Below are 21,505 nucleotides of genomic sequence, written 5' to 3' on the forward strand. Positions count from 1 at the left end.
TTTATCCTCTAAAGTCTTGCTCTACATGTGCACCGTCGCAATATGGCTTATTTTGTGAAGCACCACATCGGCAAAATGCTGTAGTTCTGTTTTTGGTGTCTTTTGAACCATCTTTGAGAGTTACTTTCAAGGTTCCATACACTAAAAGAGGTCCGTTTTCTAAAACTTCAACTTTGGTTTCTAAAGTTTCAGCGGATTTATCCTCAGAATCATTCATGTAATAACTCAATGCACCAGAAGGACACTTTTTAATGGTATCGATCAGTTCTTCTGTTGAAGCAGCATCAACGCTAATCCACGGTCGTGCATCTGGTTGAAATACATCTGGTAAGCCTTTAACACACATTGCTGAGTGAATGCACTTTCCGGCTTCCCAAACCACAGTGACTTCACCATTACTATATTCTTTTATTTTGCCCATGATCTATCTTTTTCTTTAAAGATAAATAAAATAATTATGGTTTGAAAACAGCTTTACTCCTAGCTTTTAAATCCTTATTTTTGTTACAAATCGAAAAAATCAATCTTACATTGTCCGACTTCAAACTTGGTCTGGAGTATGCTAAACAACTAGATGCTGCAGATGATTTATCGCACTACAGGAAGCAATTCCATATTCCAACAGACACAAATGGAAAGGAGCTTATTTACCTCTGCGGCAACTCACTCGGACTGCAACCAAAATCGACTAAAGCCTATCTCGATCAGGAGCTTGAAGACTGGGCTAATCTTGGCGTTGAAGGTCATACTCATGCCCAGAATCCATGGATGCCATATCATGAATTCTTAACAGAAGCCACAGCTAAAATAGTGGGTGCAAAACCTATTGAAGTTGTGACCATGAATTCCTTAACGGCGAATCTTCATTTTATGATGGCATCGTTCTATAAACCGACTAAAGAACGCTACAAGATTCTAATCGAAAGTGATGCCTTTCCATCGGACAAATATGCCGTAGAATCGCAATTGCGTCACCATGGTTACGATGATAAAGAGGGACTGATCCTTTGGAAGCCAAGACCTAATGAAGAACTTTTACGTTATGAAGATCTAGAGGACATACTTAAAGCTCACGGTCAAGAGATTGCTTTGATTATGATTGGCGGTGTTAATTATTATACGGGTCAATTTTTCGACTTTAAACGAATTTCAACACTCGGTCATCAATATGGTTGTAAAGTTGGATTTGATTGTGCTCACGGTGCTGGTAATGTGGATTTAGATTTACATAATTCTGGTGCAGATTTCGCTATTTGGTGCACTTATAAATATTTGAACTCTGGACCAGGAAATTTATCTGGCTGCTTCGTTCATGAGCGCCATGCCTACGATAAAAACCTGAATCGTTTCACAGGATGGTGGAGTCATAACAAGGATACGCGATTTAATATGCGCCAAGAATTTGACGTATTGCCAGGTGCTGAAGGTTGGCAAATGAGCAATCCACCGATTCTCGCCATGGCCGCAATAAGAGCCTCCTTGGATATTTTTAATGAGGTTGGTATGGAAAAGCTTATTGCAAAGTCGAAAAAACTAACAGGATATTTTGAGTTTTTACTGAAGCAATTAGGCGAAGATGTGGTTAGAATTATAACGCCTCAAAACCCCGATGAACGCGGTTGCCAATTGTCCATTCAGGTGTTGGATGCGGATAAGACGGTTTTCAATAAACTAACAGATACTGGTGTAATTAGTGATTGGCGAGAACCAGATGTTATTAGATGTGCGCCTGTACCATTGTACAATTCTTTTGAAGATGTCTATCATATGGTTGAAAAATTGAAAATGATATTAAATGACTGAAAAACAACAAAACATATTAATTATCGGTGCTGGACTATGTGGAAGTCTTCTGGCTTTACGCCTCGGACAAAGAGGTTATAACGTCACGGTTTACGAGATGCGACCAGATCTACGAACCACAGATATTTCAGCAGGGCGATCCATTAATCTAGCGTTTTCAGATCGCGGAAATAAGGCAATGAAAATGGTAGGTATAGAAGATAAAGTGAAGGCACTTTGTATTCCTATGAATGGTCGAATGCTACACGACAAAGAAGGCAATACTTTCTTATCAAATTATAGTGGTCGCGATTATGAGTATATCAATTCTATTTCGCGCGGTGGGCTAAACGCTTTGCTTTTAGACGAGGCTGAAAAACATGAGAATGTTACTATTCATTTCAATAAAAAATGTCTATCAGTCGATTTTGAAAAAACCACTGCACATTTTCAAGATTATAATACTAAAAAGGAGTTTATTGAAGATGCAGATTGCATAATTGCTACTGATGGCGCGGGTTCAGCTTTACGCCAAAGCTACTTTTTAGAGAAGAAATTTTTGTTCAGTTTTTCACAGCAATGGTTAACGCATGGGTATAAGGAATTGACTATTCTTCCCAATGATGATGGCAGTTATAAAACTTACAAAAATGCCTTACATATTTGGCCTCGAGGTGATTTTATGGTTATTGCATTGCCAAATCTCGACGGAAGTTTTACCGTAACTTTATTTCTGAGTTACGATGAAGGTGAATACAATTTCAATAATCTCACCAACCCAGAAATCGTTACAGAATTCTTTGAAAAGGAATTTCCTGATGCTTTAGAATTAATGCCTAATTTGGTTGAAGACTTTTTTGAAAACCCAACCGCTCCTCTAGGAACTGTGAAATGTTCTCCTTGGAATTATAAAGGCAATACACTATTGATGGGCGATTCAGCACATGCCATAGTTCCCTTTTATGGACAAGGAATGAACGCCTCCTTTGAAGATGTTGTGGTCTTTGATAGTATTTTAGACCAGTACGAAGGTGATTGGGAAAAGGTATTTTCAGAATATAATAAGCTTAGAAAAAAAGACACCGATGCTATTGCCGATTTGGCTATCGATAATTTCCATGAAATGAAAGATCATGTGGCCAATCCGGTGTTTCAGGAAAAGCGAAAAATTGAAATGGCCTTAGAACAGACGTTTCCAGAAGATTACTCTTCAAAATATAGCCTTGTAACCTTTAACGAACATATTGGCTATAGAGAAGCGATGCTGAGAGGACGAGCTCAAGATAAAGCCATTCTTAACATGCTTACGGATGGAGTGATCACGGTGGAAGACGACATTAATGATATACTAGATAAAGTCACTGCGGAAACTGAAGCCATTTTAGAAGACGATAGAATAGCTGGACTTGGTTGATTAGTAAATGAGCGAATTAGCAGATGAGTTAATTAGTGAATATTAGTGAAATTCGTGTCGAATACTAGCATGAAGTGATTAGTAAAATATAAGTCAAATCGAAGAAATGAACATAATGACAAAAAGATATTATGAGTAACAAAACCGTAACACCAAGAGGAGCTTATCCTCACGTAAAACAAGTTGGTGATTTTATCTTCGTTTCAGGAACAAGTTCCCGCAGAGCAGACAATACCATTGCTGGCGTAGATATTATTGATGAAATGGGTACAAAACGATTAAATATTGAAACCCAAACAAGAGAGGTTCTACAGAATATTAACAAGAATCTTCAAAAAGTTGGTGCCTCACTCAAAGATGTTGTAGATGTTACCTCTTTTTTGGTCAACATGAATGATTTTGCGGGTTATAACAAAGCTTATGCTGAATTTTTTGATAAAGAAACAGGACCAACACGCACCACAGTAGCAGTGCATCAGTTGCCTCATCCAGATTTAGTGGTGGAGATCAAAGTAATGGCTTATAAGAAGTCTTAAAATGAACATTCAAAACTACATAAACGGCAGTTTTCAAAATCCAAAATCCAAGGAATGGATAGATAATTACAATCCTTCTAACGGCGAGGTTTATAGCCAAATCCCGAATTCTTCAAAAGCAGATGTAGAAGACGCTTATAATGCCGCTGCATCAGCTTTCAAAACTTGGTCCAATACAACATTAATCGACCGTAGTCGCATCCTAATTAAAATTTCAGAATTACTAGAAACCAATCTACAACGGTTCGCAGAAGCAGAAAGTAAAGACAACGGAAAACCAGTAAGTTTAGCCAAATCAGTGGATATTCCGAGATCAGCCAGTAACTTTAGGTTCTTCGGAAATGCCATTACACAGTTTGCCAGTGAAAGCCATGAATCTGTTGGTTTAAATGCCATCAATTATACATTAAGACAACCCATAGGCGTGGTTGGGTGTATTAGCCCATGGAATTTGCCACTTTATTTATTCACTTGGAAAATTGCCCCAGCACTCGCTGCTGGTAATTGTGTAGTCGCCAAGCCCAGTGAGGTGACTCCGATGACAGCATATCTTTTAGGTGAAATTTGTAATGAAGCTGGTTTGCCTAAAGGTGTTCTAAATATTGTTCATGGACTAGGTACAACTGCAGGACAAGCTATTATTGAGCATCCTAATATTAAAGCCATAAGTTTTACAGGTGGTACAGCAACCGGAGCACACATTGCCAAAGTTGCGGCTCCGATGTTTAAAAAACTCTCTTTGGAGCTTGGAGGCAAAAATCCAAATATCATTTTTGGTGATTGTGATTATGAAGATATGTTGAATACCACAGTACGTTCCTCTTTTGCAAATCAGGGACAGATATGCTTGTGTGGTAGTCGGATCTTTGTAGAGTCTTCGATTTATGATAAATTCAAAAGTGATTTTGTTGAAAAGGTAAAACAGCTCAAGGTTGGTCACCCCTCTAATTCTGAAACCAATATCGGTGCATTGGTATCAAAACCACATTTAGAAAAAGTAAAGGGTTATATTAACATTGCTAAGGAAGAAAATGGTACAATCCTTTGCGGAGGAAATGAAGTTGTTGTTGAAGGTTACGAAAATGGGTATTATTTAGAACCAACCGTTATTGAAGTACCTACGGACGAATGCCGCGTCAACCAAGAGGAGATCTTCGGACCAGTGGTTACGATAATGCCATTTCAAACTGAAAAAAAAGTTCTTCAAATGGCCAATAAAGTAAAGTATGGCTTATCCGCAACACTCTGGACAAATAATCTTAAACGTACCATGCGAATGAGTAATGAATTGCAAGCCGGGATCGTTTGGGTAAATACATGGATGATGCGTGATCTACGCACGCCTTTTGGTGGTGTTAAAGCCTCTGGTGTTGGTCGCGAAGGTGGCTTTGAAGCCCTCAGATTCTTTACAGAACCTAAAAATGTTTGTATTAAATACTAAATCTAAATATCATGAAAACTAAAATAGCAACACTTTTATCTTTATTTATTGGCTTGATGCTTTTCAGTCAGGAAAACGACTGGACAACTTATGAAAAAGACAATTACTCAATTCAATATCCCGAAAATTGGAGCTACAGTGACCAAAAACCACAACCAAGTATTCAGTTTGTATTAAAGGCAGAAGAAGCCTCGCAAACAGAAGATATGTTTTGGGAAAATATAAACCTCAATACCGAATATCTACAAGGACAAGAGTTCACCCTCGATGAATATATTGAACTATCCCTCGGTCAAATAAAAAAACAAGTTCCCACAGCAAAGCTTTTAGAGAGTGAAGATATAACACTGAATGGCATGGAGGCCAAATCGACCATTTGGTCTGCTGATTTTGGTAATGGTTTCCAACTTAAGTTCAAACAATATGTTGTACTCAATGCTGGTACGGCCTATATTCTTACATTCACGAGCACCTTTGCAGAATTTGATAAATATCAAGAGGTGGCCACAAGTATTCTAGATACATTCAAAATAAATTCATAAATGGATTTCAAATTAAATAATAAATATGCGCTAGTTTGTGGAAGTACTGCGGGCATAGGTAAAGCAACAGCTATAGCATTAGCTAACGAAGGTGTAACTGTCACTTTAATTGCTCGCAACGAAGACAAGCTTAAAGCTACTTTAGCCGAATTACCGCAGTCTAATCAACACGATTATATCGTAGCCGATTTTTTAGATCCTAAAGGATTAAAGCAGAAGATTGAGGCATATATAAATTCAAACCACGGCTTTCATATATTGATAAATAATACTGGTGGACCTCCAGGTGGACCAGCTTTCTCGGCCGATATAGATGCTTTTGAAATGGCATTTACCCAACATTTGAAATGCAACCATGTCTTAGTACAAGCACTTGTTCCACACATGAAAAGCGAAGGGTATGGTAGAATTATCAACGTTATTTCGACCTCTGTGAAACAGCCTTTAGATGGATTGGGTGTGAGCAATACGATAAGAGGAGCAGTAGCCAATTGGAGTAAAACCTTAGCCAACGAACTGGGCCAATTTGGTATTACGGTGAACAATGTTCTGCCTGGCGCAACAGCAACCGAACGCTTAGCGCAAATCATTAAAAATAAATCTGATAAAACCGGAATTACCGAAGAAGAAGCTTCAAATGCAATGAAAAATTCAGTTCCAGCAAAACGTTTTGCGCAACCTGAAGAAACGGCCGATGCTATTACATTTTTAGCAAGTGCAAGAGCTTCTTACATCAATGGAATTAATTTACCAGTTGATGGAGGAAGAACAAAAAGTTTGTAACTTTAAAACGCTGATCATTCAATAGCATTAAGAACGGCAATTATTAAACAAAAGTATCATGAGTAAATTATATCCACCCGTAAATTTCCAAGCATGGATTGAAGAGAACCGCCATTTGCTAAAACCACCAGTTGGCAATAAAGTTGTCTGGAAAGATGGCGATTTTATAGTTATGGTAGTTGGTGGACCAAATAGTAGAAAAGATTATCATTACAACGAGACTCCTGAGTTTTTCTATCAGGTTGAAGGCGATATTGTATTAAAAGTTATCGAAGACGGACACCCAAAAGATATACACATAAAGGAAGGTGAGATATTTCTTTTACCCCCAAAAGTACCACACTCACCACAACGCGGTGCAAATACAGTTGGTTTGGTAATAGAATACCCTCGCGATGAAGGCGTGAAAGATGCGCTACTATGGTTCTGTGAAAACTGTACCACCAAACTTTATGAAGAAGACTTTACACTCGACAATATTGAAACCGACATGCCGGTGATATTCGATAATTACTATAGTGATGAAACTAAACGTCGTTGTCCGAATTGCGACGCCATAATGCAACCACCTAAAAAAGTAAAAGTTGATGGCTAAACGCAAACTTAGAATAAACGGCCACTCACATCTTCTTCCCTATCCTGAAGAAATTCCAGACTTTATGCGAGATAAAGGAATATTCTGGGTGGATAAGGATCGTAAATTCATGCTTCAAAAGGATTGGAATAGACCTATCACCGATTCTAGTTTTTTCTTAGACGAAAAATTAGCATGGATGGAGCATTTTAAAATAGACCATGCCGTCGTTTTAAACTTATCCCAGCTTTATGGCAACGGCCTGCGCCTCGAAGAAATGAAACAGGCATTACGTTTTCAGAATGATTTTAATGCTCGAATTCAGCGCGACCATCCGAGTAAATTTACCTGTGGTTTTGTAGTACACCCAGGATTTGTACGCGGGGCTTGTTGGGAAATAGAACGCTGCGTTGAAGTATTAGGACTTCAGTTATTGTGCTTGCCAACACACTATATGGACACGATTGGCACGTGGCGATGTATTTTTGATGAAGAAAATGAACCAATTTTCGAACTTGCTGACAAGTACAATTTGGCGGTAGAAATTCATCCGTATGATGGCGAAAAGTTTATTAAATTAGAAAATACCTCTTGGCGCTTCCATCTGATTTGGATGCTAGCTCAATGTGCAGATGCCTACCATTTCCTCACTTTGAATGGCTATTATGAAAAGTATAAGAACATGCGTGTTTGTTTTGCGCATGGCGGACAATTAGCACAGATCAATCTTGGAAGACGTATTCAAGGATTTGATGGACGACCAGATCTTTTTGAAGGTAAAAGACATCCGAGAAAAGCGGTTGGTCATAAAAATATTTTCTTCGACACTTTGGTTCATGATACAGGTTCCTTAGAATTACTTATCAAAAATCAAGGGAGTAACCAAGTATTAATGGGCCTAGATGATCCTTATCCTTTAGGTGAAATGGAAAGTACCAGACAATCATCTTATCCGGGTAAAATATTAGATTTGGCCATAGATCGACAGATTATTTCTGAACAAGAACGCGATGCCATTTGGGAAGATAATGTCATCCGATGGTTATGTGGCGACGATGAAGAGGCTAAGAAGGCGCTTATTACACGAATCATGTCTTAATCAATTGCTCTAAAATTTTTATCTCTATCTTTAAATTCTAAATCATCAACTTTCTAGGATATGCGAAAACTTGGAGTATATGTTATGATCATTGGTATAGCTTTGATAATCTTACCTTACTTTGATCTTACCATTAAATTTTTTGGCGAAATTGACAAACTTGGTCCAACTACAGCTTTAGCTGTAAAGCTTGGATTGATTTTAATTGGTGCCGTTTTGTTTTTTATTGGTAAATCTTCTAAGCAAGATTCTACTGCCGAAGAAGAGGCGTCAGAATAACTACAATAAAATTAAGCCTAATATGTATTTTTTGCCAGAAGCCATCGATAATTATGTGGTTGCCCATTCTGAGCAGGAACCCGAATTATTGCAACAATTGACTCGGGAAACTTATCAGAAAGTACTACAACCTATAATGCTTAGCGGACCTTATCAAGGTAGAGTTCTGAGTATGATATCTAATCTCATTCAACCTAAATCTATCTTAGAAATTGGCACTTTTACTGGTTATTCAACGCTATGTTTAGCAGAAGGTCTAGATAAATCTGGTGAGATTCATACTATTGATATCAACGAAGAGTTAGTTGACTTTCAGAGAAAGTATTTTGATAAATCAGGGCACGGATCACAAATTATTCAACATGTTGGAAATGCTCTAGAAATCATTCCTACTTTGGAAAAAACTTTCGATCTTATATTTATTGATGCCGACAAGCCAAACTATAGCAACTATTTCAACTTAATTATTGATAAGGTTGTTCCTGGTGGTATTATTTTATCAGACAACGTCCTTTGGCATGGAAAAGTAGTGGAGCCCGTCGACGAAAAAGATCTTTCTACTAAAGCAGTATTAGACTATAATGATATGTTGAAAAATGATGACCGAATAGAAACTGTTATTTTGCCTATTCGCGATGGCTTAACCATTAGCCGTAGGAAGTAATTACATTTCGCGCTTTACAGAACCGGTAAAATCTTCTAAATCGTCCTTCACTTTATTGATCTCTTGCTGAATTTCCTTGGCAGCATCAACATCTACAATATTACTCTCTTGAGCGCTCTTAGTCACCTCGTGTTTAATATCATTTGTAGCATCTCTCAATGTGCGCATTCCTTTGCCCAACCCTCTGGCAATCTCGGGTAATTTATCGGCACCAAATACTAATACTACAATGAATAGTATAAAGACAATTTCTGTTCCTCCTATGAATAAAAGTTTGGGATACATCACGATGCAAATATACTTAGTTTAAGACTTATATTAACTAACATTATCTTAATTAAAATTATAAATCTCCTCGACCATACATGTTTAGAAAGGTCTATTATAATTCAAAAAAAACAAAAAAAAGCCGACTGTAAAAAGTCGGCTTATAATTTAATATTATCTCGGTTAGTCCTTTACTTTATTTTTGAACTTATCAAAATCACTTTCTTCAACCTCTCTTGGCCAAGAATTATTCGTTGTATCTACATCAGCAGTTTCTAAATCAGGATCGACAGTAATAGCTACAATCGCTTTATCACTAGCAATCGCTCTGCTCACTTCTTTGTCGTTCAATCTCCAGATCTGTGCAGGATAAGTGATTTTTTCTTTTGTACCATCATCGTACTCATATTCAACGATCAATGGCATCACTAAACCACCTGGCTTATCAAAAGTTACCTGGTAGAAATATTTCGGTGATTTTTTCATGGCTTTTTGCTGCTCTGGTGAGAAGTTATCCATGATATATTCTTTAACCGTTGGCATGTCTTCCATAGCCAAACCATTGTTTAAAGCCTCATCATAACCTTCTTCACCTTCACCAACAAAGTACACTAATGAATTAGGATCGATATTATAACGCTCAGCTAACTGCTTTCCTTCTGCATTAGGATTATTAGTCACTGCAAACTTTTTCACTTCTTTAATACCTATATCCGTGTAGTCTGTTGTGTAAAACCAACCTCTCCAGAACCAGTCTAGATCTACCGCTGAGGCATCTTCCATGGTACGGAAGAAATCTTCAGGAGTTGGATGTTTGAACATCCAGCGATTTGCATATTCTCTGAAAGAATAATCAAAAAGATCGCGACCCATTACGGTTTCTCTAAGGATATTTAATCCCGTTGCTGGCTTACTATATGCATTGCTTCCAAATTGATAAGTATTAAGACCTTTAGTCATAATAGGTGCAATATAATCTTGATCTCCACCCATATATCTTACAATGTTCTTAGCAGGTCCACGACGCGATGGATACTTATCCATTCCCTCAGATAGTGCACTTGGATACCACTCACCAAAATCTTGCTCTGCAACATACTGTACGAAAGTGTTTAATCCTTCGTCCATCCATGTCCATTGACGCTCATCACTATTTACGATCATTGGGAAGAAATTATGACCAACTTCATGTATAATTACACTGATCATTCCAAATTTAGTACGATCTGAATAGTTGCCGTTTTCATCAGGACGACCGAAATTGTAGCATATCATTGGATATTCCATCCCCATTGGTGCATGAACTGAAATAGCCTTGTGGTAAGGATAATCGAAGGTCATACGAGAGTACGACTTTAACGTACTTGCAACAGCTTTTGTAGACCATTGCTCCCAAAGTGGATTTCCTTCTTTAGAATACATTGAAACAGCCATAACATCTCTATCTCCAATTTTTACAGCCATCATATCCCAGATGAATTTACGTGATGTTGCAAATCCGAAATCACGAACCATCTGTGCAGATAATTTCCAAGTTTTCTTTTTAGTGCTTTTTGACTTTTCAGTCTTTCTAGCTTCAGCTTCTGTTACAATGATTACTGGCTTATCGTAAGATTTCTTAGCCTGATTGTAACGCTTCATCATTTCTTTTGTGTAAACCTCTTCACGGTTCACTAAATATCCTGTACCATCTAGAATGTGATCTGCAGGTACTGTTATATTTACATCAAAATTACCGAATGGTAATGCGAATTCATCGCGCCCCCAGAACTGAGAGTTTTGCCATCCTTCCACATCATTATACACTGCCATACGTGGATAGAACTGTGCCATGACATAGATTCTATTATCGTTTTCCTCGAAATATTCATATCCTGAACGCCCTCCATCTTTTACGTGGTCGTTAATGTTGTACCACCATTTAATTTGGAATGAAAATTTATCACCTGTTTTCATTGGCTCAGGCAATTCGATACGCATCATCGTACGATGGATTGTATGCTCTAGGTCATCTCCATTAATATCTTTTACATGCTCTATGTTAAATCCACCATCAAATCGCTCTTTTAAGTAAGATCGTGCGGCTCTTCCTGCTGTTGTAGCCGGACCAATACCAGAACCATTGATTAATGGACTTTTAGAATCCTTAGCTCTCATGTTTTGATCGAGCTGAACCCAAAGGTAGGTCAACACATCTGGAGAATTATTGGTGTAAGTAATGGTTTCATCGCCATATAATCTTGCGTTTACATCATCGATTTCGATGTCCATTTTGTAATCTGCTTGTTGCTGATAGTAAGCAGGACCAGGAGCTCCAGAACCAGTTCTGAACATGTTTGGGGTTGCAAATTCGTCGTATAATTGCTTGAATTTGTTCTGATTTGTGTGCCCAGGTTTGCGCTCTGGCTTTATTTCATTCTGAGCAAAACTTGCCGCAGAAATAAACAAAAATGAAAAAAGGAAATACTTTAAGGTTTTCATCTGAAATAGTAATTTTTTTAAATGATGTCGAAAATAGCCAATTTATATGGCTTTAACATATTTTTAGTTAAAGTTTAACATGCAATTATCATTGTCTGGAAAAAGTAAAAAACTTCTGTTTTTACCGAACATTTTCATTCTAACGATATTCTGTTGTTCTGAAATTACATCGAATAAGGTCTGATTGGTAACTTCAAGGGTTTTTACTTCTGAAATATTCTCAACTTCGAGATAGCAGTAAGTGATGTCGTCTATGTATTCTTTACCAATAAAATTGAAGGATACATCTTCGCCATTCACTTTTAGTTTCAACTTTTTGGCAAGGTACTTTCTCATATAAGAATCGACGATCTTAGGCTCGTCATCTTCAGCAAGTGTTAGGGACTCGTCGTAACGCTCGCGTAGCACTTTTTCAAAATCATCAATAAATATTTGGCTAATGATTTGAAGCGATTTATGTTTTTCAGAATATTCAATTACAGTTACGCTTACGTAGTAGTCGTGCATTTTTTTGCCCGATATCAAAATAAGACTAAAACAGAAGATTAGAATAAGGGATATTCGTTTCATTATTTTAATTCAATTTCATTTACAATTCCAAAAAGTGTTCCAAAATTAATCATTATCAGCCTCTTCTCTATTCTTTCTGTAGGCGATTAGCTTTTCCTGTAAATATTCTAATAGCTTAATTTCGTTATTTTCCTTGCACAAATTTAGAAAGTTCTCGTCTTCCATTGAAAACAAAAAATATTCATTTCGAAGATTAGCAGCCAAACTATCATTCTCAAAAATTATGGATTCGTAGTTACTCCGAAGCCGTGTAATACATCTATCACGATCATCTAATTCTACGATAGCTTTTAGTTTTTTTGTTCTGCCGCTAATTTTATTTAATAACTTATGAAAATTTAGTCCAAATCCTAATCCAACATAGCCCATTGGTCCGGCATCGGCATCGTAGAGTTTACGTTCATTTTGGGTTAATGGTTTCTTTGTATTTCCAGGAATTCCTAAATCATAGAAATTAATATCTGTTTTGGCTTTAGAGTTCTCAAGATCAGATTGTAAACTTCCTGTTAATGTACTTCCTACTAAAACTTTATTTAGAGAGGTTACCTTCTCTACCAATGGCACTGTAAGTGTGCCACTATTTTCATTTTCCTGAGTAATAACCAACTCTTTGTTTTCATATTTAAGACTTGAAATTTGTAGTGTGTCTGAAGCTTTGGCCAGAATAGTAAAACTTCCATCGGTATTTGAAATGGCAAATTTTGCCGCAGATTTATTCAGAATGTGTATGCCTTCTACATCATCATCTGCTTCAAGCTGACCTTTTATTTCTTTACGCTGAGCATGTAATGATATAACAGAAAGCAGCGCAATAAGACCAAAAAATTGTTTAATCGTCTTCACGCTGAGTTTTTAAAAAGGATTTGCTCAGTTGGGTAATGCGCTCTAAAAATTCTAATTCTTTGTCCTTCTCCAACAATTTTGGGTCAACACCTTCTTGTTCTACATAATCGATAAATGCTCCGACTTGTTCGAGTGGAATTTCAAAATTAGTATGTATGTAATTGACACTATACTTGTCTAGGGCCTCTTTAAATGGCGTGCGGTCGATGGCTATTTCTTCTTCAGTCTTCTTTTCTTTATCCATATCAACCACCTGACTTACAATAAATCCGGCTAAGTTCACAATATTTAGCATATTATCCACCCGTGGATTATTTTCGTTAAAGGCCACATTCTCAGCCTTTGTTTTAAAATCGGCTGAAAACTCAAAATCTTCAATGTGATCCAATCCAAAATACACATCATCCAAGCTAACATTATAGGTTCTTACATTTTCGAGATCGGCATTAATGTTCCCTGTTAATCCAAAGGGTAATAAAACCACCTCATCTAGTTTATTTACTTCTTCCACGAGGATGACCGTAAGCTTTTTAGATTTAAGAATATCTTCGGTTATGGTGATCTGAAAATCTTTGAACTGAAGTGCGCCAAATTCTACAATATCATTTAAGGCAACGTTGATCTCAAATTCACCATTTTCGTCAGTAACCGTACCCTTGTTTGAAGATGTATTATAGACTGTTACGCCTTCCTTATCTTCGCTCGAAACCACTATCCGACCGTTAACGGTAACGCGTTCAACCTCTTGTCCGTAAGTATAAATGCCAATAAGGCAGCAAAATATGAGTAATATATGTTTCATGTTGGTTTTATCGTACTATAAATGTCGTTGTTATTCTTCATTTCTCATAAGAATTCGCTGATAAATCTTTGTTAAATAGTTAAAGCTATTCCTTAACTTTTAAGTCATATAATCTTACTTTTACGATATCAATTCGATTTGAAAAATGAAATCAATACTTATTGCTAGCACTTCAACAGTTCATGGTAGTGGTCCATTAGACTATCTTTTAGACGAGCTAAAAACTCATTTTGGCTCTACCGATGAGATTCTTTTTATTCCCTACGCCAGACCAGGTGGCATAACTCATGATGTTTACACGGCGAATGTCGCAAAGGCGTTCCATAAAATTGGAAAGTCCGTTAAAGGCATTCATGAATTCGACGATCCGAAGGCAGCCATACAGAATGCAAAAGGAATTTTTACTGGTGGCGGAAACACTTTTGTATTAGTGAATCAGTTGTATAAAAACGATGTCTTAATCGCCATAAAAGAAGCCGTAAATAGCGGTATTCCTTACTTGGGAACCAGTGCCGGTAGCAATATCTGCGGACTTACCATGAACACCACCAACGATATGCCGATTGTTTATCCGTCAAGCTTCAAAACTCTAGGATTGGTACCATTTAATATAAATCCACATTATTTAGATCCTGATTCAAAAAGCACGCATATGGGTGAAACTCGTGAAACTCGAATTAAAGAATTTCATGCTTATAACACACAGCCCGTTGTAGGTTTACGCGAAGGAAGTTGGATTGAGGTGAAGGATGATCAACTCACTCTAAGAGGTAGTTTGCATGCTAGAATATTCGAATATGGTAAGGCGCCTTACGAGATAGCTCCAAATACTGATCTTTCAAATTTGAATTAGAGCTTTTTTAAAAAGTGGTAACCCAAAATTTCAAATCCTTCATTGTAATAAAATTTATGGGAAGGATAATTTTGTACATAGGTATTGAGTTCCATCGACTGATAGCCTTTCTCGGAAACATAGTTTTGAATCCACTCCATAAACTGTTTACCTAAACCTTTGTTTCTATGTGATGGTTTAATGTAAACATGATCTAACTCTACCGACTTTCCGATATAATGCCGTGTGCAATACCACAATCCTGTAACACCAATATATTCATCATCATAAAGTATAACCGCACACTCGTAATTTTGGTGAGCCATTTCATCAAAACGTTCCCTAAGATCGCTTTCAGGAATTCGCCCCTCATTCAATTCATAAACTAATGGAATAATAGCATCTAAATTAGTACCTGGCTGTATTTTGAATTGATAACTCATTCTGAAAAATTATTTGTGTAAAAATAAATTATTAAAGTTTTGGCTGCAAAACTGATGACTTTTCAATTAAAACTGTGTCAAACTTTTGTACATTTAACAGACTAAGCAAATCATTATGAGAAGAGGTAATTTAAAAGTAAGGTTATTAATTGCTGTAGCGGTTATTGCTTTTGCATTTATTAGAAAGTGCAGCCAAGAAGAGGTTAATCCTTATACCGGAAAAAAACAAGCCATCTCACTTTCACCTGAACAAGAAATAGCTATTGGCTTGCAAAGTGCTCCTGGTATGGCGCAACAGCATGGGGGTCTTCATCCAGACAACAAACTTCAAGCTCTTGTGGATGATGTCGGTAAAAAACTTGTGAATAGCAGCATAGCGAAAAACACGCCTTATAAATATGAATTTCATTTGCTCGCAGACGAACGTACTATTAATGCCTTTGCCCTACCTGGTGGACAGATATTTATTACCTACGCCTTGTTATCAAAACTTGAAAATCAGGATCAACTCGCTGGAGTTTTAGGTCATGAAATTGGTCACGTGCTTGGTAAACACTCTAATGAACGGATTACAAATGCTAATTTCTGGAAGGTTATTGCAATGGGTAGTTCTGCCATAGATATGGGAAGTGTGGCCCAACAATACGGGCAAGGTCAACTCCTAAAAAATGGAAGAGGTGATGAATTGGAAAGTGATGAACTGGGCGTAAAATTTATGATGGATGCTGGTTACAACCCAGAGGAAATGATTGGTGTGATGAAAATATTAAAAGCCGCCGCTGGTCCTAATCGTGTTCCTGAATTTCAAAGCACACACCCCGACCCCGAAAATCGTATAGAAAAGATTAGAGAAGCCATCAAAAGGTATAGAAATAAAAAAGCATCCTAGACTAAAAGGATGCTTTTTACAATTAACTAACTCAAATAATTGTCTTAATTAGACAGTCTTTCTTTTAAAGCGTTTCAAAAACTGTGCCGCTTCCTTTGCATTAGACTTTTCCGCATGGTTTAATGCGGTGTAGCCTAAGTCACAATATTTGTGAACATCAGCGCCAGCTGTAATTAATACTTTAATAAGTTCAACTCTGTTATACTTTGCAGCATAATGGATAGGGCTCATTCCATTAGATTTAGCGTTTACATCAGCACCTTGCTTAATTAAATTCTTAACAGCTTCAACATTTCCTGTTGCTACTGCTTTACAAAGTGGGCTAACTTCTACACGCTCAATAGATACTTTGTCTAAATTTTCAGAAGTTGTAATGTCGTTTGTTGCATTTAGATTACTGATTGAAAAGCCCAATGCTAAGGCTAAAACTACTAGTGTTTTTTTCATGATGAATGGTTTTTTTAATTGATTTTGTTTTTTGATTATATCTAAGAGACGACAATAATTACAATTTGTTACACTCCAAAAATTGAAATAACATACATTTAACGTTTTGAAAACAAATATGTTAAGGCTATCACAAATTGATTTTATTGCCTAACATTATGAGTTCAAAAGGTTAATTTTTAATTAACTCTCAAAATTTTTGATTTACAAATATGTTGTAGTCTACTAAAGCTTATATTTGAATTTCTAAATTCCAAAAAATGAATAAGAAAGTTATCTTAATGATCTTAGATGGATGGGGAAAATCACCTGATCCGAAAGTTTCTGCCATAGACCATGCTAACACACCTTATATAGATGCGCTTTATACAAAATACCCTAATGCAAGCTTAAGAACTGATGGTCTTCATGTTGGTTTACCCGAAGGTCAAATGGGAAATAGCGAAGTAGGTCATATGAATCTTGGTGCTGGTCGCATAGTTTATCAGGATTTGGTGAAGATCAATCTAGCTGTTCAGAATAAAACATTGCAACAAGAACAGGTACTTTTAGATGCTTTTAAATATGCTAAGGAGCACAACAAAAAAGTTCATTTATTAGGTTTGGTAAGTGATGGTGGTGTACATTCTCATATCAATCACTTGTTTGGATTATTAGATGCAGCAAAAGATTATGGACTTAATGATGTCTTTGTACATGCATTTACGGATGGAAGAGATGTAGATCCCAAATCTGGATATGGTTTCATTACTGAACTTGAAGAGCACTTAGCACAAAGCGTTGGTCAGCTCGCAACCGTAACGGGTCGTTATTATGCCATGGACAGAGATAAACGTTGGGAACGTGTAAAACTGGCTTATGATGCTGTAGTTTCTGGACAAGGAACTACTACAACTAATATCTTGAAATCTATTCAGCAGAGTTACGAAGAGAATGTTACCGACGAATTTATAAAACCTTTGGTTGTAGTGGATAATGAAGAGCAACCTGTGGCCAAAATTGAAGAGGATGATGTGGTTATCTTTTTCAATTTTAGAACGGACCGTGGTCGACAATTAACACAGGCATTATCGCAAGAAGATTTTCATGAATATAATATGCATAAACTGAATTTGCATTACGTAACCATGACTAATTATGATGATAATTTCAAAGGAATCAACGTTATTTTCAATAAAGATAATCTCACCGAAACTCTTGGTGAAGTTTTAGAAAAACATAATCGACAGCAGATAAGAATTGCTGAAACCGAAAAATATCCTCATGTTACCTTTTTCTTTTCTGGTGGTCGTGAGGAACCTTTCAAAGGTGAAAAAAGAATACTGAGAAATTCGCCAAAGGTTGCCACTTACGACCTCAAGCCAGAAATGAGTGCTTATGAACTGCGTGATGCTTTAATTCCTGAATTGCAAAAAGGCGAAGCTGATTTTGTGTGTCTTAATTTTGCCAACGGTGATATGGTTGGTCATACTGGTGTTATGGAAGCTGCCATAAAAGCCTGCGAAGCTGTTGATGAATGTGTGAAAGATGTTGTTAATACAGCTTTGGAAAATAATTATACCACATTGTTAATAGCAGATCATGGTAATTGCGAAACTATGATTAACCCAGATGGCACACCTCATACTGCTCATACCACGAATCCAGTACCGATTATTTTGATCGATAAGGAACTAACTTCAATTAATGACGGAATATTAGGCGATCTCGCTCCTACAATTTTGAAATTAATTGGCATTGAGCAACCCGAAGCCATGACCCAAAATAGCCTTGTTTAACCAATGCATTGTTGTAACTTTGCATTTCAATTAAATTGAAGCATGAATTTTCAGGATAGATTAATAATTGCAGTTGATTTTGATGGCACCATCGTTGAAGATGCTTATCCAAAAATTGGAAAGACCCGAATTTTTGCTTTCGAAACCTTAAAACGTTTACAGCAAGATGGACATAGACTCATCTTGTGGACCTACCGCAGTGGCACCAAATTGCAAGAGGCTGTCGATTTTTGTAAAGTCAACGGAATTGACTTTTACGCCGTTAATGCCAGTTTTCCTGAAGAGAAATTCGATTACAGTAGAAGCCGCAAGATTCATGCAGACCTTTTTATAGACGATCGTAATATCGGTGGAATTCTCGGTTGGGGAGAGATCTATCAATTAATTACTAATGAAAAACCGAATATTAAACCTCCTAAAAAAGGAATATTCGGCTGGTTCAAATAAGACTACATTAATTCAAAATACGCCTTATCAATAGTTTCTCTATGATCTGGATGCGCTATTTCTACTAAGGCTTTAACACGTTCCTGAATTGTTTTACCATATAAATTTGCTACACCATATTCGGTTACCACATAATGAACATGTGCTCTTGTAGTTACAACACCTGCTCCTGGTTTAAGTGTTGGTACAATCCTACTAATACCATGTTTTGTTACAGACGGTAATGCAATGATGGCCTTACCTCCTTCACTCAAAGATGCACCTCTAATAAAGTCCATTTGACCACCAACTCCAGAATACATCTTTGAACCAATGGAATCCGCACAAACCTGCCCAGTTACATCTACTTCAACGGCAGAATTTATGGCTACCATTCTAGGGTTCATCTTAATGACAGAAACATCATTTACATAATCTGATGAACGCATTTCAACAAAGGGATTGTCATCGACATAATCATATAAACGCTGTGAACCCATTAAAAATGTAGCTAAAGCGCGACCTGGATTAACTCCTTTATAATTTCCATTGATCACGTCCTTGAGGATAAGATCAATTACACCATCTGAAAACATTTCGGTATGTAATCCTAAATCCTTATGATTGTGTAGACGTGATAAAACAGCGTTTGGAATGCTTCCAATTCCCATTTGAAGTGTACTTCTATCTTCAATGAGTTCGGCAACATAATCACCAATTTTTATTTCAACATCAGTGGGTTGAGTAACCGGAAAGGCTGGCAATGGTTCATCTACCTCAACAAAAGCATCTATTTCAGTCACATGGATTATACCATCTCCAAATGTTCTAGGCATTTGCTTATTTACCTGAGCAATAACATGGTCGGCATTGTCTATTGCAGCTAAGGTGGCTTCCACAGAAACTCCTAAGGAACAATAACCATGTTGATCGGGAACAGATACATGAATAAGTGCCACGTTTACATCAACAATATTTCGCTTAAATAATAAAGGAACTTCACTTAAAAACACTGGTGTGTAAGATCCGTTGCCCGCTTTTAAGGTATGTCTTACATTCCGCCCAATAAAAAAGGAGTTGACATGAAAACTTTTAGCATACTCTGGATTGGCATACGGAGCTGGCCCTTCAGTGTGTAGCTGGCATATCTCAACATTTCTCAGTTCTTCATGTCGCTCTGCCAATGCATTAATTAAAACAGTAGGAGCTGCAGCAGCAGCTTGTATATAAATTTTATCGTTTGATCTTACAATTTTTAAAGCTTCTTCGGCACTTACAGGTGTGTACATCTTCTAATTTTTTATTGGACAAACTTAAGACTCATAAGGTAGAAAAAAACTGTCTTTTATCATGTTTTCCAAAATTAATTAATCGTTATAAATAGCTATATTTGTGGCTCAATTCACATCGCCATGATTATTGTAAAAACCAGTGAAGAAATTGAATTAATGCGCCAAAGTGCGCTTATTGTATCTAAGACTTTGGGCATGTTAGCTCGTGAAGTTAAAGAAGGCGTAACTACTAACCATTTAGATACCTTAGCCGAAGAATTTATAAGAGATCATGGTGCCTTACCAGGTTTTAAAGGGTTGTATGATTGCCCTTCAACTCTGCTTTGTAGTGTGAACGAAGCCGTAGTTCATGGGTTACCTACTGACAGACCGCTAGAAGATGGAGATATAGTTTCCATAGACTGCGGAGCACTAATGAATGGCTTTTATGGAGACCATGCCTATACGTTTGAAATTGGTAATGTTGATGAAGCTACTAAAAAACTCATCAGAATTACTAAAGAATCACTTTATGCAGGCATTCGTCAACTGCGCATTGGAAATCGCGTTGGTGATGTAGGTTATGCCATACAACAATATTGCGAAGCCGAAGGTTACGGCGTAGTGAGAGAGTTAGTTGGTCATGGTATAGGTAGGAAGATGCACGAAGATCCAGAGATGCCTAATTACGGTAGACGCGGTCGAGGTAAAAAATTCATTGAAGGCATGGTTGTAGCTATTGAGCCTATGATCAATATGGGTACTCATAAAGTGAAACAACTAAAAGACGGTTGGACAATCGTCACCCAAGACGGAAAACCAAGTGTACATTTTGAACACGATGTTGCTATTGTTGATGGGAAACCAGAAATTCTCTCAACTTTTGGATATGTACATGAAGCACTTGGAATAACTTCAGACGAAGAAGACGAGTTCAGACAAAATGCCTTGGTACTATGACAGTTGACCAACGCATTCTAGATATTGAGCCTAGGGAAATCGTCAAAGGGTATAAGGCCAGATTTCTTCATACAGATTCTATGACTTTAGCTTTTTGGGTAGTGGAGCCGAATGCCGAATTACCTATGCACAATCACATTCATGAACAGGTCTCACAAATTCTTGAAGGCGAATTTCAAATGACTATTGACGGTGTAACCAAAGTTCATAAACCGGGTTCGGTTTTAGTTATTCCATCAAATGTTCCTCATAGTGGTAAGGCCATCACAGCATGTAAGATCCTAGATATTTTCACGCCCGTACGAGAAGATTATTTGTAAGTAATTCTTCAACGCCTATAGTTCAACTAAGCTATAAAATTTTAATAATCATATATTGACAC

25 protein-coding genes are annotated in these 21,505 nt (G+C 37.1%); 16 read left to right on the top strand and 9 right to left on the bottom strand.

Going from position 1 to position 21,505, the window contains the following annotated elements; translation table 11 throughout:
• Window position 1: 1 nt before the first annotated feature.
• Entirely contained in the window at window positions 2-421 is a 420-nt protein-coding gene (locus tag DDY94_RS00375) for a (4Fe-4S)-binding protein (protein WP_111682048.1), read from the bottom strand.
• Between the two features lie 110 nt (window positions 422-531).
• Between DDY94_RS00375 and kynU the strand changes: the two genes are divergently transcribed.
• The 10 genes from kynU to DDY94_RS00425 all read left to right on the top strand — a co-directional run bounded on the left by kynU (window position 532) and on the right by DDY94_RS00425 (window position 9,114).
• The gene (gene kynU / locus DDY94_RS00380; protein WP_111682492.1) at window positions 532-1,803 is read left to right on the top strand and encodes a kynureninase; all 1,272 of its coding nucleotides are present in this window, start codon (window positions 532-534) and stop codon (window positions 1,801-1,803) included.
• The gene (locus tag DDY94_RS00385; protein WP_111682049.1) at window positions 1,796-3,196 is read left to right on the top strand and encodes an FAD-dependent oxidoreductase; all 1,401 of its coding nucleotides are present in this window, start codon (window positions 1,796-1,798) and stop codon (window positions 3,194-3,196) included. The genes kynU and DDY94_RS00385 overlap by 8 nt, the downstream gene beginning before the upstream one ends.
• 131 nt (window positions 3,197-3,327) lie before the next feature.
• Window positions 3,328-3,732, top strand: coding sequence for a RidA family protein (locus DDY94_RS00390; RefSeq protein WP_111682050.1), 405 nt, complete (start codon window positions 3,328-3,330; stop codon window positions 3,730-3,732).
• 1 nt (window position 3,733) lies between these two features.
• Window positions 3,734-5,173, top strand: coding sequence for an aldehyde dehydrogenase (locus tag DDY94_RS00395; protein ID WP_111682051.1), 1,440 nt, complete (start codon window positions 3,734-3,736; stop codon window positions 5,171-5,173).
• 11 nt (window positions 5,174-5,184) lie between these two features.
• On the top strand, window positions 5,185-5,715 hold the full coding sequence (locus DDY94_RS00400; RefSeq protein WP_111682052.1) for a PsbP-related protein: 531 nt from the start codon (window positions 5,185-5,187) through the stop codon (window positions 5,713-5,715).
• Complete coding sequence (locus DDY94_RS00405) at window positions 5,716-6,498, top strand: SDR family oxidoreductase (RefSeq protein WP_111682053.1); 783 nt, start codon at window positions 5,716-5,718, stop codon at window positions 6,496-6,498.
• 58 nt (window positions 6,499-6,556) lie between these two features.
• Window positions 6,557-7,093 (top strand): 3-hydroxyanthranilate 3,4-dioxygenase, encoded by a 537-nt coding sequence (locus DDY94_RS00410; protein WP_111682054.1) that lies wholly within the window; start codon window positions 6,557-6,559, stop codon window positions 7,091-7,093.
• Window positions 7,086-8,171 carry an amidohydrolase family protein gene (locus DDY94_RS00415; RefSeq protein WP_111682493.1) on the top strand — a complete coding sequence of 362 codons (1,086 nt, stop codon included), beginning with the start codon at window positions 7,086-7,088 and terminating at the stop codon, window positions 8,169-8,171. Before DDY94_RS00410 ends, DDY94_RS00415 begins: the two co-directional genes overlap by 8 nt.
• A 60-nt stretch (window positions 8,172-8,231) precedes the next feature.
• Window positions 8,232-8,450, top strand: a complete 219-nt coding sequence (locus tag DDY94_RS00420) for a hypothetical protein (protein WP_111682055.1) — start codon at window positions 8,232-8,234, stop codon at window positions 8,448-8,450.
• Window positions 8,451-8,472: 22 nt separating this feature from the next.
• On the top strand, window positions 8,473-9,114 hold the full coding sequence (locus tag DDY94_RS00425) for an O-methyltransferase (protein WP_111682056.1): 642 nt from the start codon (window positions 8,473-8,475) through the stop codon (window positions 9,112-9,114).
• Here DDY94_RS00425 and DDY94_RS00430 read toward each other — a convergent pair whose 3' ends face one another.
• The 5 genes from DDY94_RS00430 to DDY94_RS00450 all read right to left on the bottom strand — a co-directional run bounded on the left by DDY94_RS00430 (window position 9,115) and on the right by DDY94_RS00450 (window position 14,077).
• On the bottom strand, window positions 9,115-9,399 hold the full coding sequence (locus DDY94_RS00430; protein ID WP_111682057.1) for a Sec-independent protein translocase subunit TatA/TatB: 285 nt from the start codon (window positions 9,397-9,399) through the stop codon (window positions 9,115-9,117). It lies immediately after the preceding gene.
• A gap of 165 nt (window positions 9,400-9,564) precedes the next feature.
• Window positions 9,565-11,862 carry a M1 family metallopeptidase gene (locus DDY94_RS00435; RefSeq protein ID WP_111682058.1) on the bottom strand — a complete coding sequence of 766 codons (2,298 nt, stop codon included), beginning with the start codon at window positions 11,860-11,862 and terminating at the stop codon, window positions 9,565-9,567.
• Between the two features lie 63 nt (window positions 11,863-11,925).
• Window positions 11,926-12,369, bottom strand: a complete 444-nt coding sequence (locus DDY94_RS00440; protein WP_232817789.1) for a DUF6702 family protein — start codon at window positions 12,367-12,369, stop codon at window positions 11,926-11,928.
• Between the two features lie 108 nt (window positions 12,370-12,477).
• Window positions 12,478-13,275, bottom strand: coding sequence for a carboxypeptidase-like regulatory domain-containing protein (locus DDY94_RS00445; RefSeq protein WP_111682060.1), 798 nt, complete (start codon window positions 13,273-13,275; stop codon window positions 12,478-12,480).
• Window positions 13,262-14,077, bottom strand: a complete 816-nt coding sequence (locus DDY94_RS00450) for a carboxypeptidase-like regulatory domain-containing protein (protein ID WP_111682061.1) — start codon at window positions 14,075-14,077, stop codon at window positions 13,262-13,264. The genes DDY94_RS00445 and DDY94_RS00450 overlap by 14 nt, the downstream gene beginning before the upstream one ends.
• Before the next feature lie 145 nt (window positions 14,078-14,222).
• Here DDY94_RS00450 and pepE point away from each other — a divergent pair, with 145 nt between their 5' ends.
• On the top strand, window positions 14,223-14,930 hold the full coding sequence (pepE, locus tag DDY94_RS00455; protein ID WP_111682062.1) for a dipeptidase PepE: 708 nt from the start codon (window positions 14,223-14,225) through the stop codon (window positions 14,928-14,930).
• Here the strand turns inward: pepE and DDY94_RS00460 are convergent.
• Window positions 14,927-15,352: a GNAT family N-acetyltransferase gene (locus DDY94_RS00460; RefSeq protein ID WP_111682063.1), complete on the bottom strand. Its 426-nt coding sequence runs from the start codon at window positions 15,350-15,352 to the stop codon at window positions 14,927-14,929. The genes pepE and DDY94_RS00460 overlap by 4 nt on opposite strands.
• Window positions 15,353-15,467: 115 nt before the next feature.
• On the opposite strand from DDY94_RS00460, the gene DDY94_RS00465 reads away from it, so the two are divergent.
• A complete protein-coding gene (locus tag DDY94_RS00465) occupies window positions 15,468-16,241 on the top strand; it encodes a M48 family metalloprotease (protein WP_111682064.1) in 774 nt (257 codons plus the stop codon).
• A gap of 48 nt (window positions 16,242-16,289) precedes the next feature.
• Here the strand turns inward: DDY94_RS00465 and DDY94_RS00470 are convergent, their stop codons facing one another.
• Complete coding sequence (locus DDY94_RS00470; RefSeq protein ID WP_111682065.1) at window positions 16,290-16,688, bottom strand: ankyrin repeat domain-containing protein; 399 nt, start codon at window positions 16,686-16,688, stop codon at window positions 16,290-16,292.
• Window positions 16,689-16,948: 260 nt separating this feature from the next.
• Between DDY94_RS00470 and gpmI the strand changes: the two genes are divergently transcribed.
• Entirely contained in the window at window positions 16,949-18,466 is a 1,518-nt protein-coding gene (gene gpmI / locus DDY94_RS00475) for a 2,3-bisphosphoglycerate-independent phosphoglycerate mutase (protein ID WP_111682066.1), read from the top strand.
• 42 nt (window positions 18,467-18,508) lie between these two features.
• Complete coding sequence (locus DDY94_RS00480) at window positions 18,509-18,913, top strand: BT0820 family HAD-type phosphatase (RefSeq protein WP_111682067.1); 405 nt, start codon at window positions 18,509-18,511, stop codon at window positions 18,911-18,913.
• 2 nt (window positions 18,914-18,915) lie between these two features.
• Here the strand turns inward: DDY94_RS00480 and DDY94_RS00485 are convergent, their stop codons facing one another.
• Window positions 18,916-20,181 (bottom strand): acetyl-CoA hydrolase/transferase family protein, encoded by a 1,266-nt coding sequence (locus DDY94_RS00485; protein WP_111682068.1) that lies wholly within the window; start codon window positions 20,179-20,181, stop codon window positions 18,916-18,918.
• Window positions 20,182-20,304: 123 nt separating this feature from the next.
• On the opposite strand from DDY94_RS00485, the gene map reads away from it, so the two are divergent.
• Both map and DDY94_RS00495 read left to right on the top strand, forming a co-directional pair.
• Window positions 20,305-21,123, top strand: a complete 819-nt coding sequence (map, locus tag DDY94_RS00490; RefSeq protein WP_111682069.1) for a type I methionyl aminopeptidase — start codon at window positions 20,305-20,307, stop codon at window positions 21,121-21,123.
• Window positions 21,120-21,443 (top strand): cupin domain-containing protein, encoded by a 324-nt coding sequence (locus DDY94_RS00495; protein ID WP_111682070.1) that lies wholly within the window; start codon window positions 21,120-21,122, stop codon window positions 21,441-21,443. Before map ends, DDY94_RS00495 begins: the two co-directional genes overlap by 4 nt.
• Window positions 21,444-21,505 lie beyond the last annotated feature (62 nt).

The organism is Winogradskyella tangerina (genome assembly GCF_003260205.1).
GTDB lineage: Bacteria > Bacteroidota > Bacteroidia > Flavobacteriales > Flavobacteriaceae > Winogradskyella > Winogradskyella tangerina.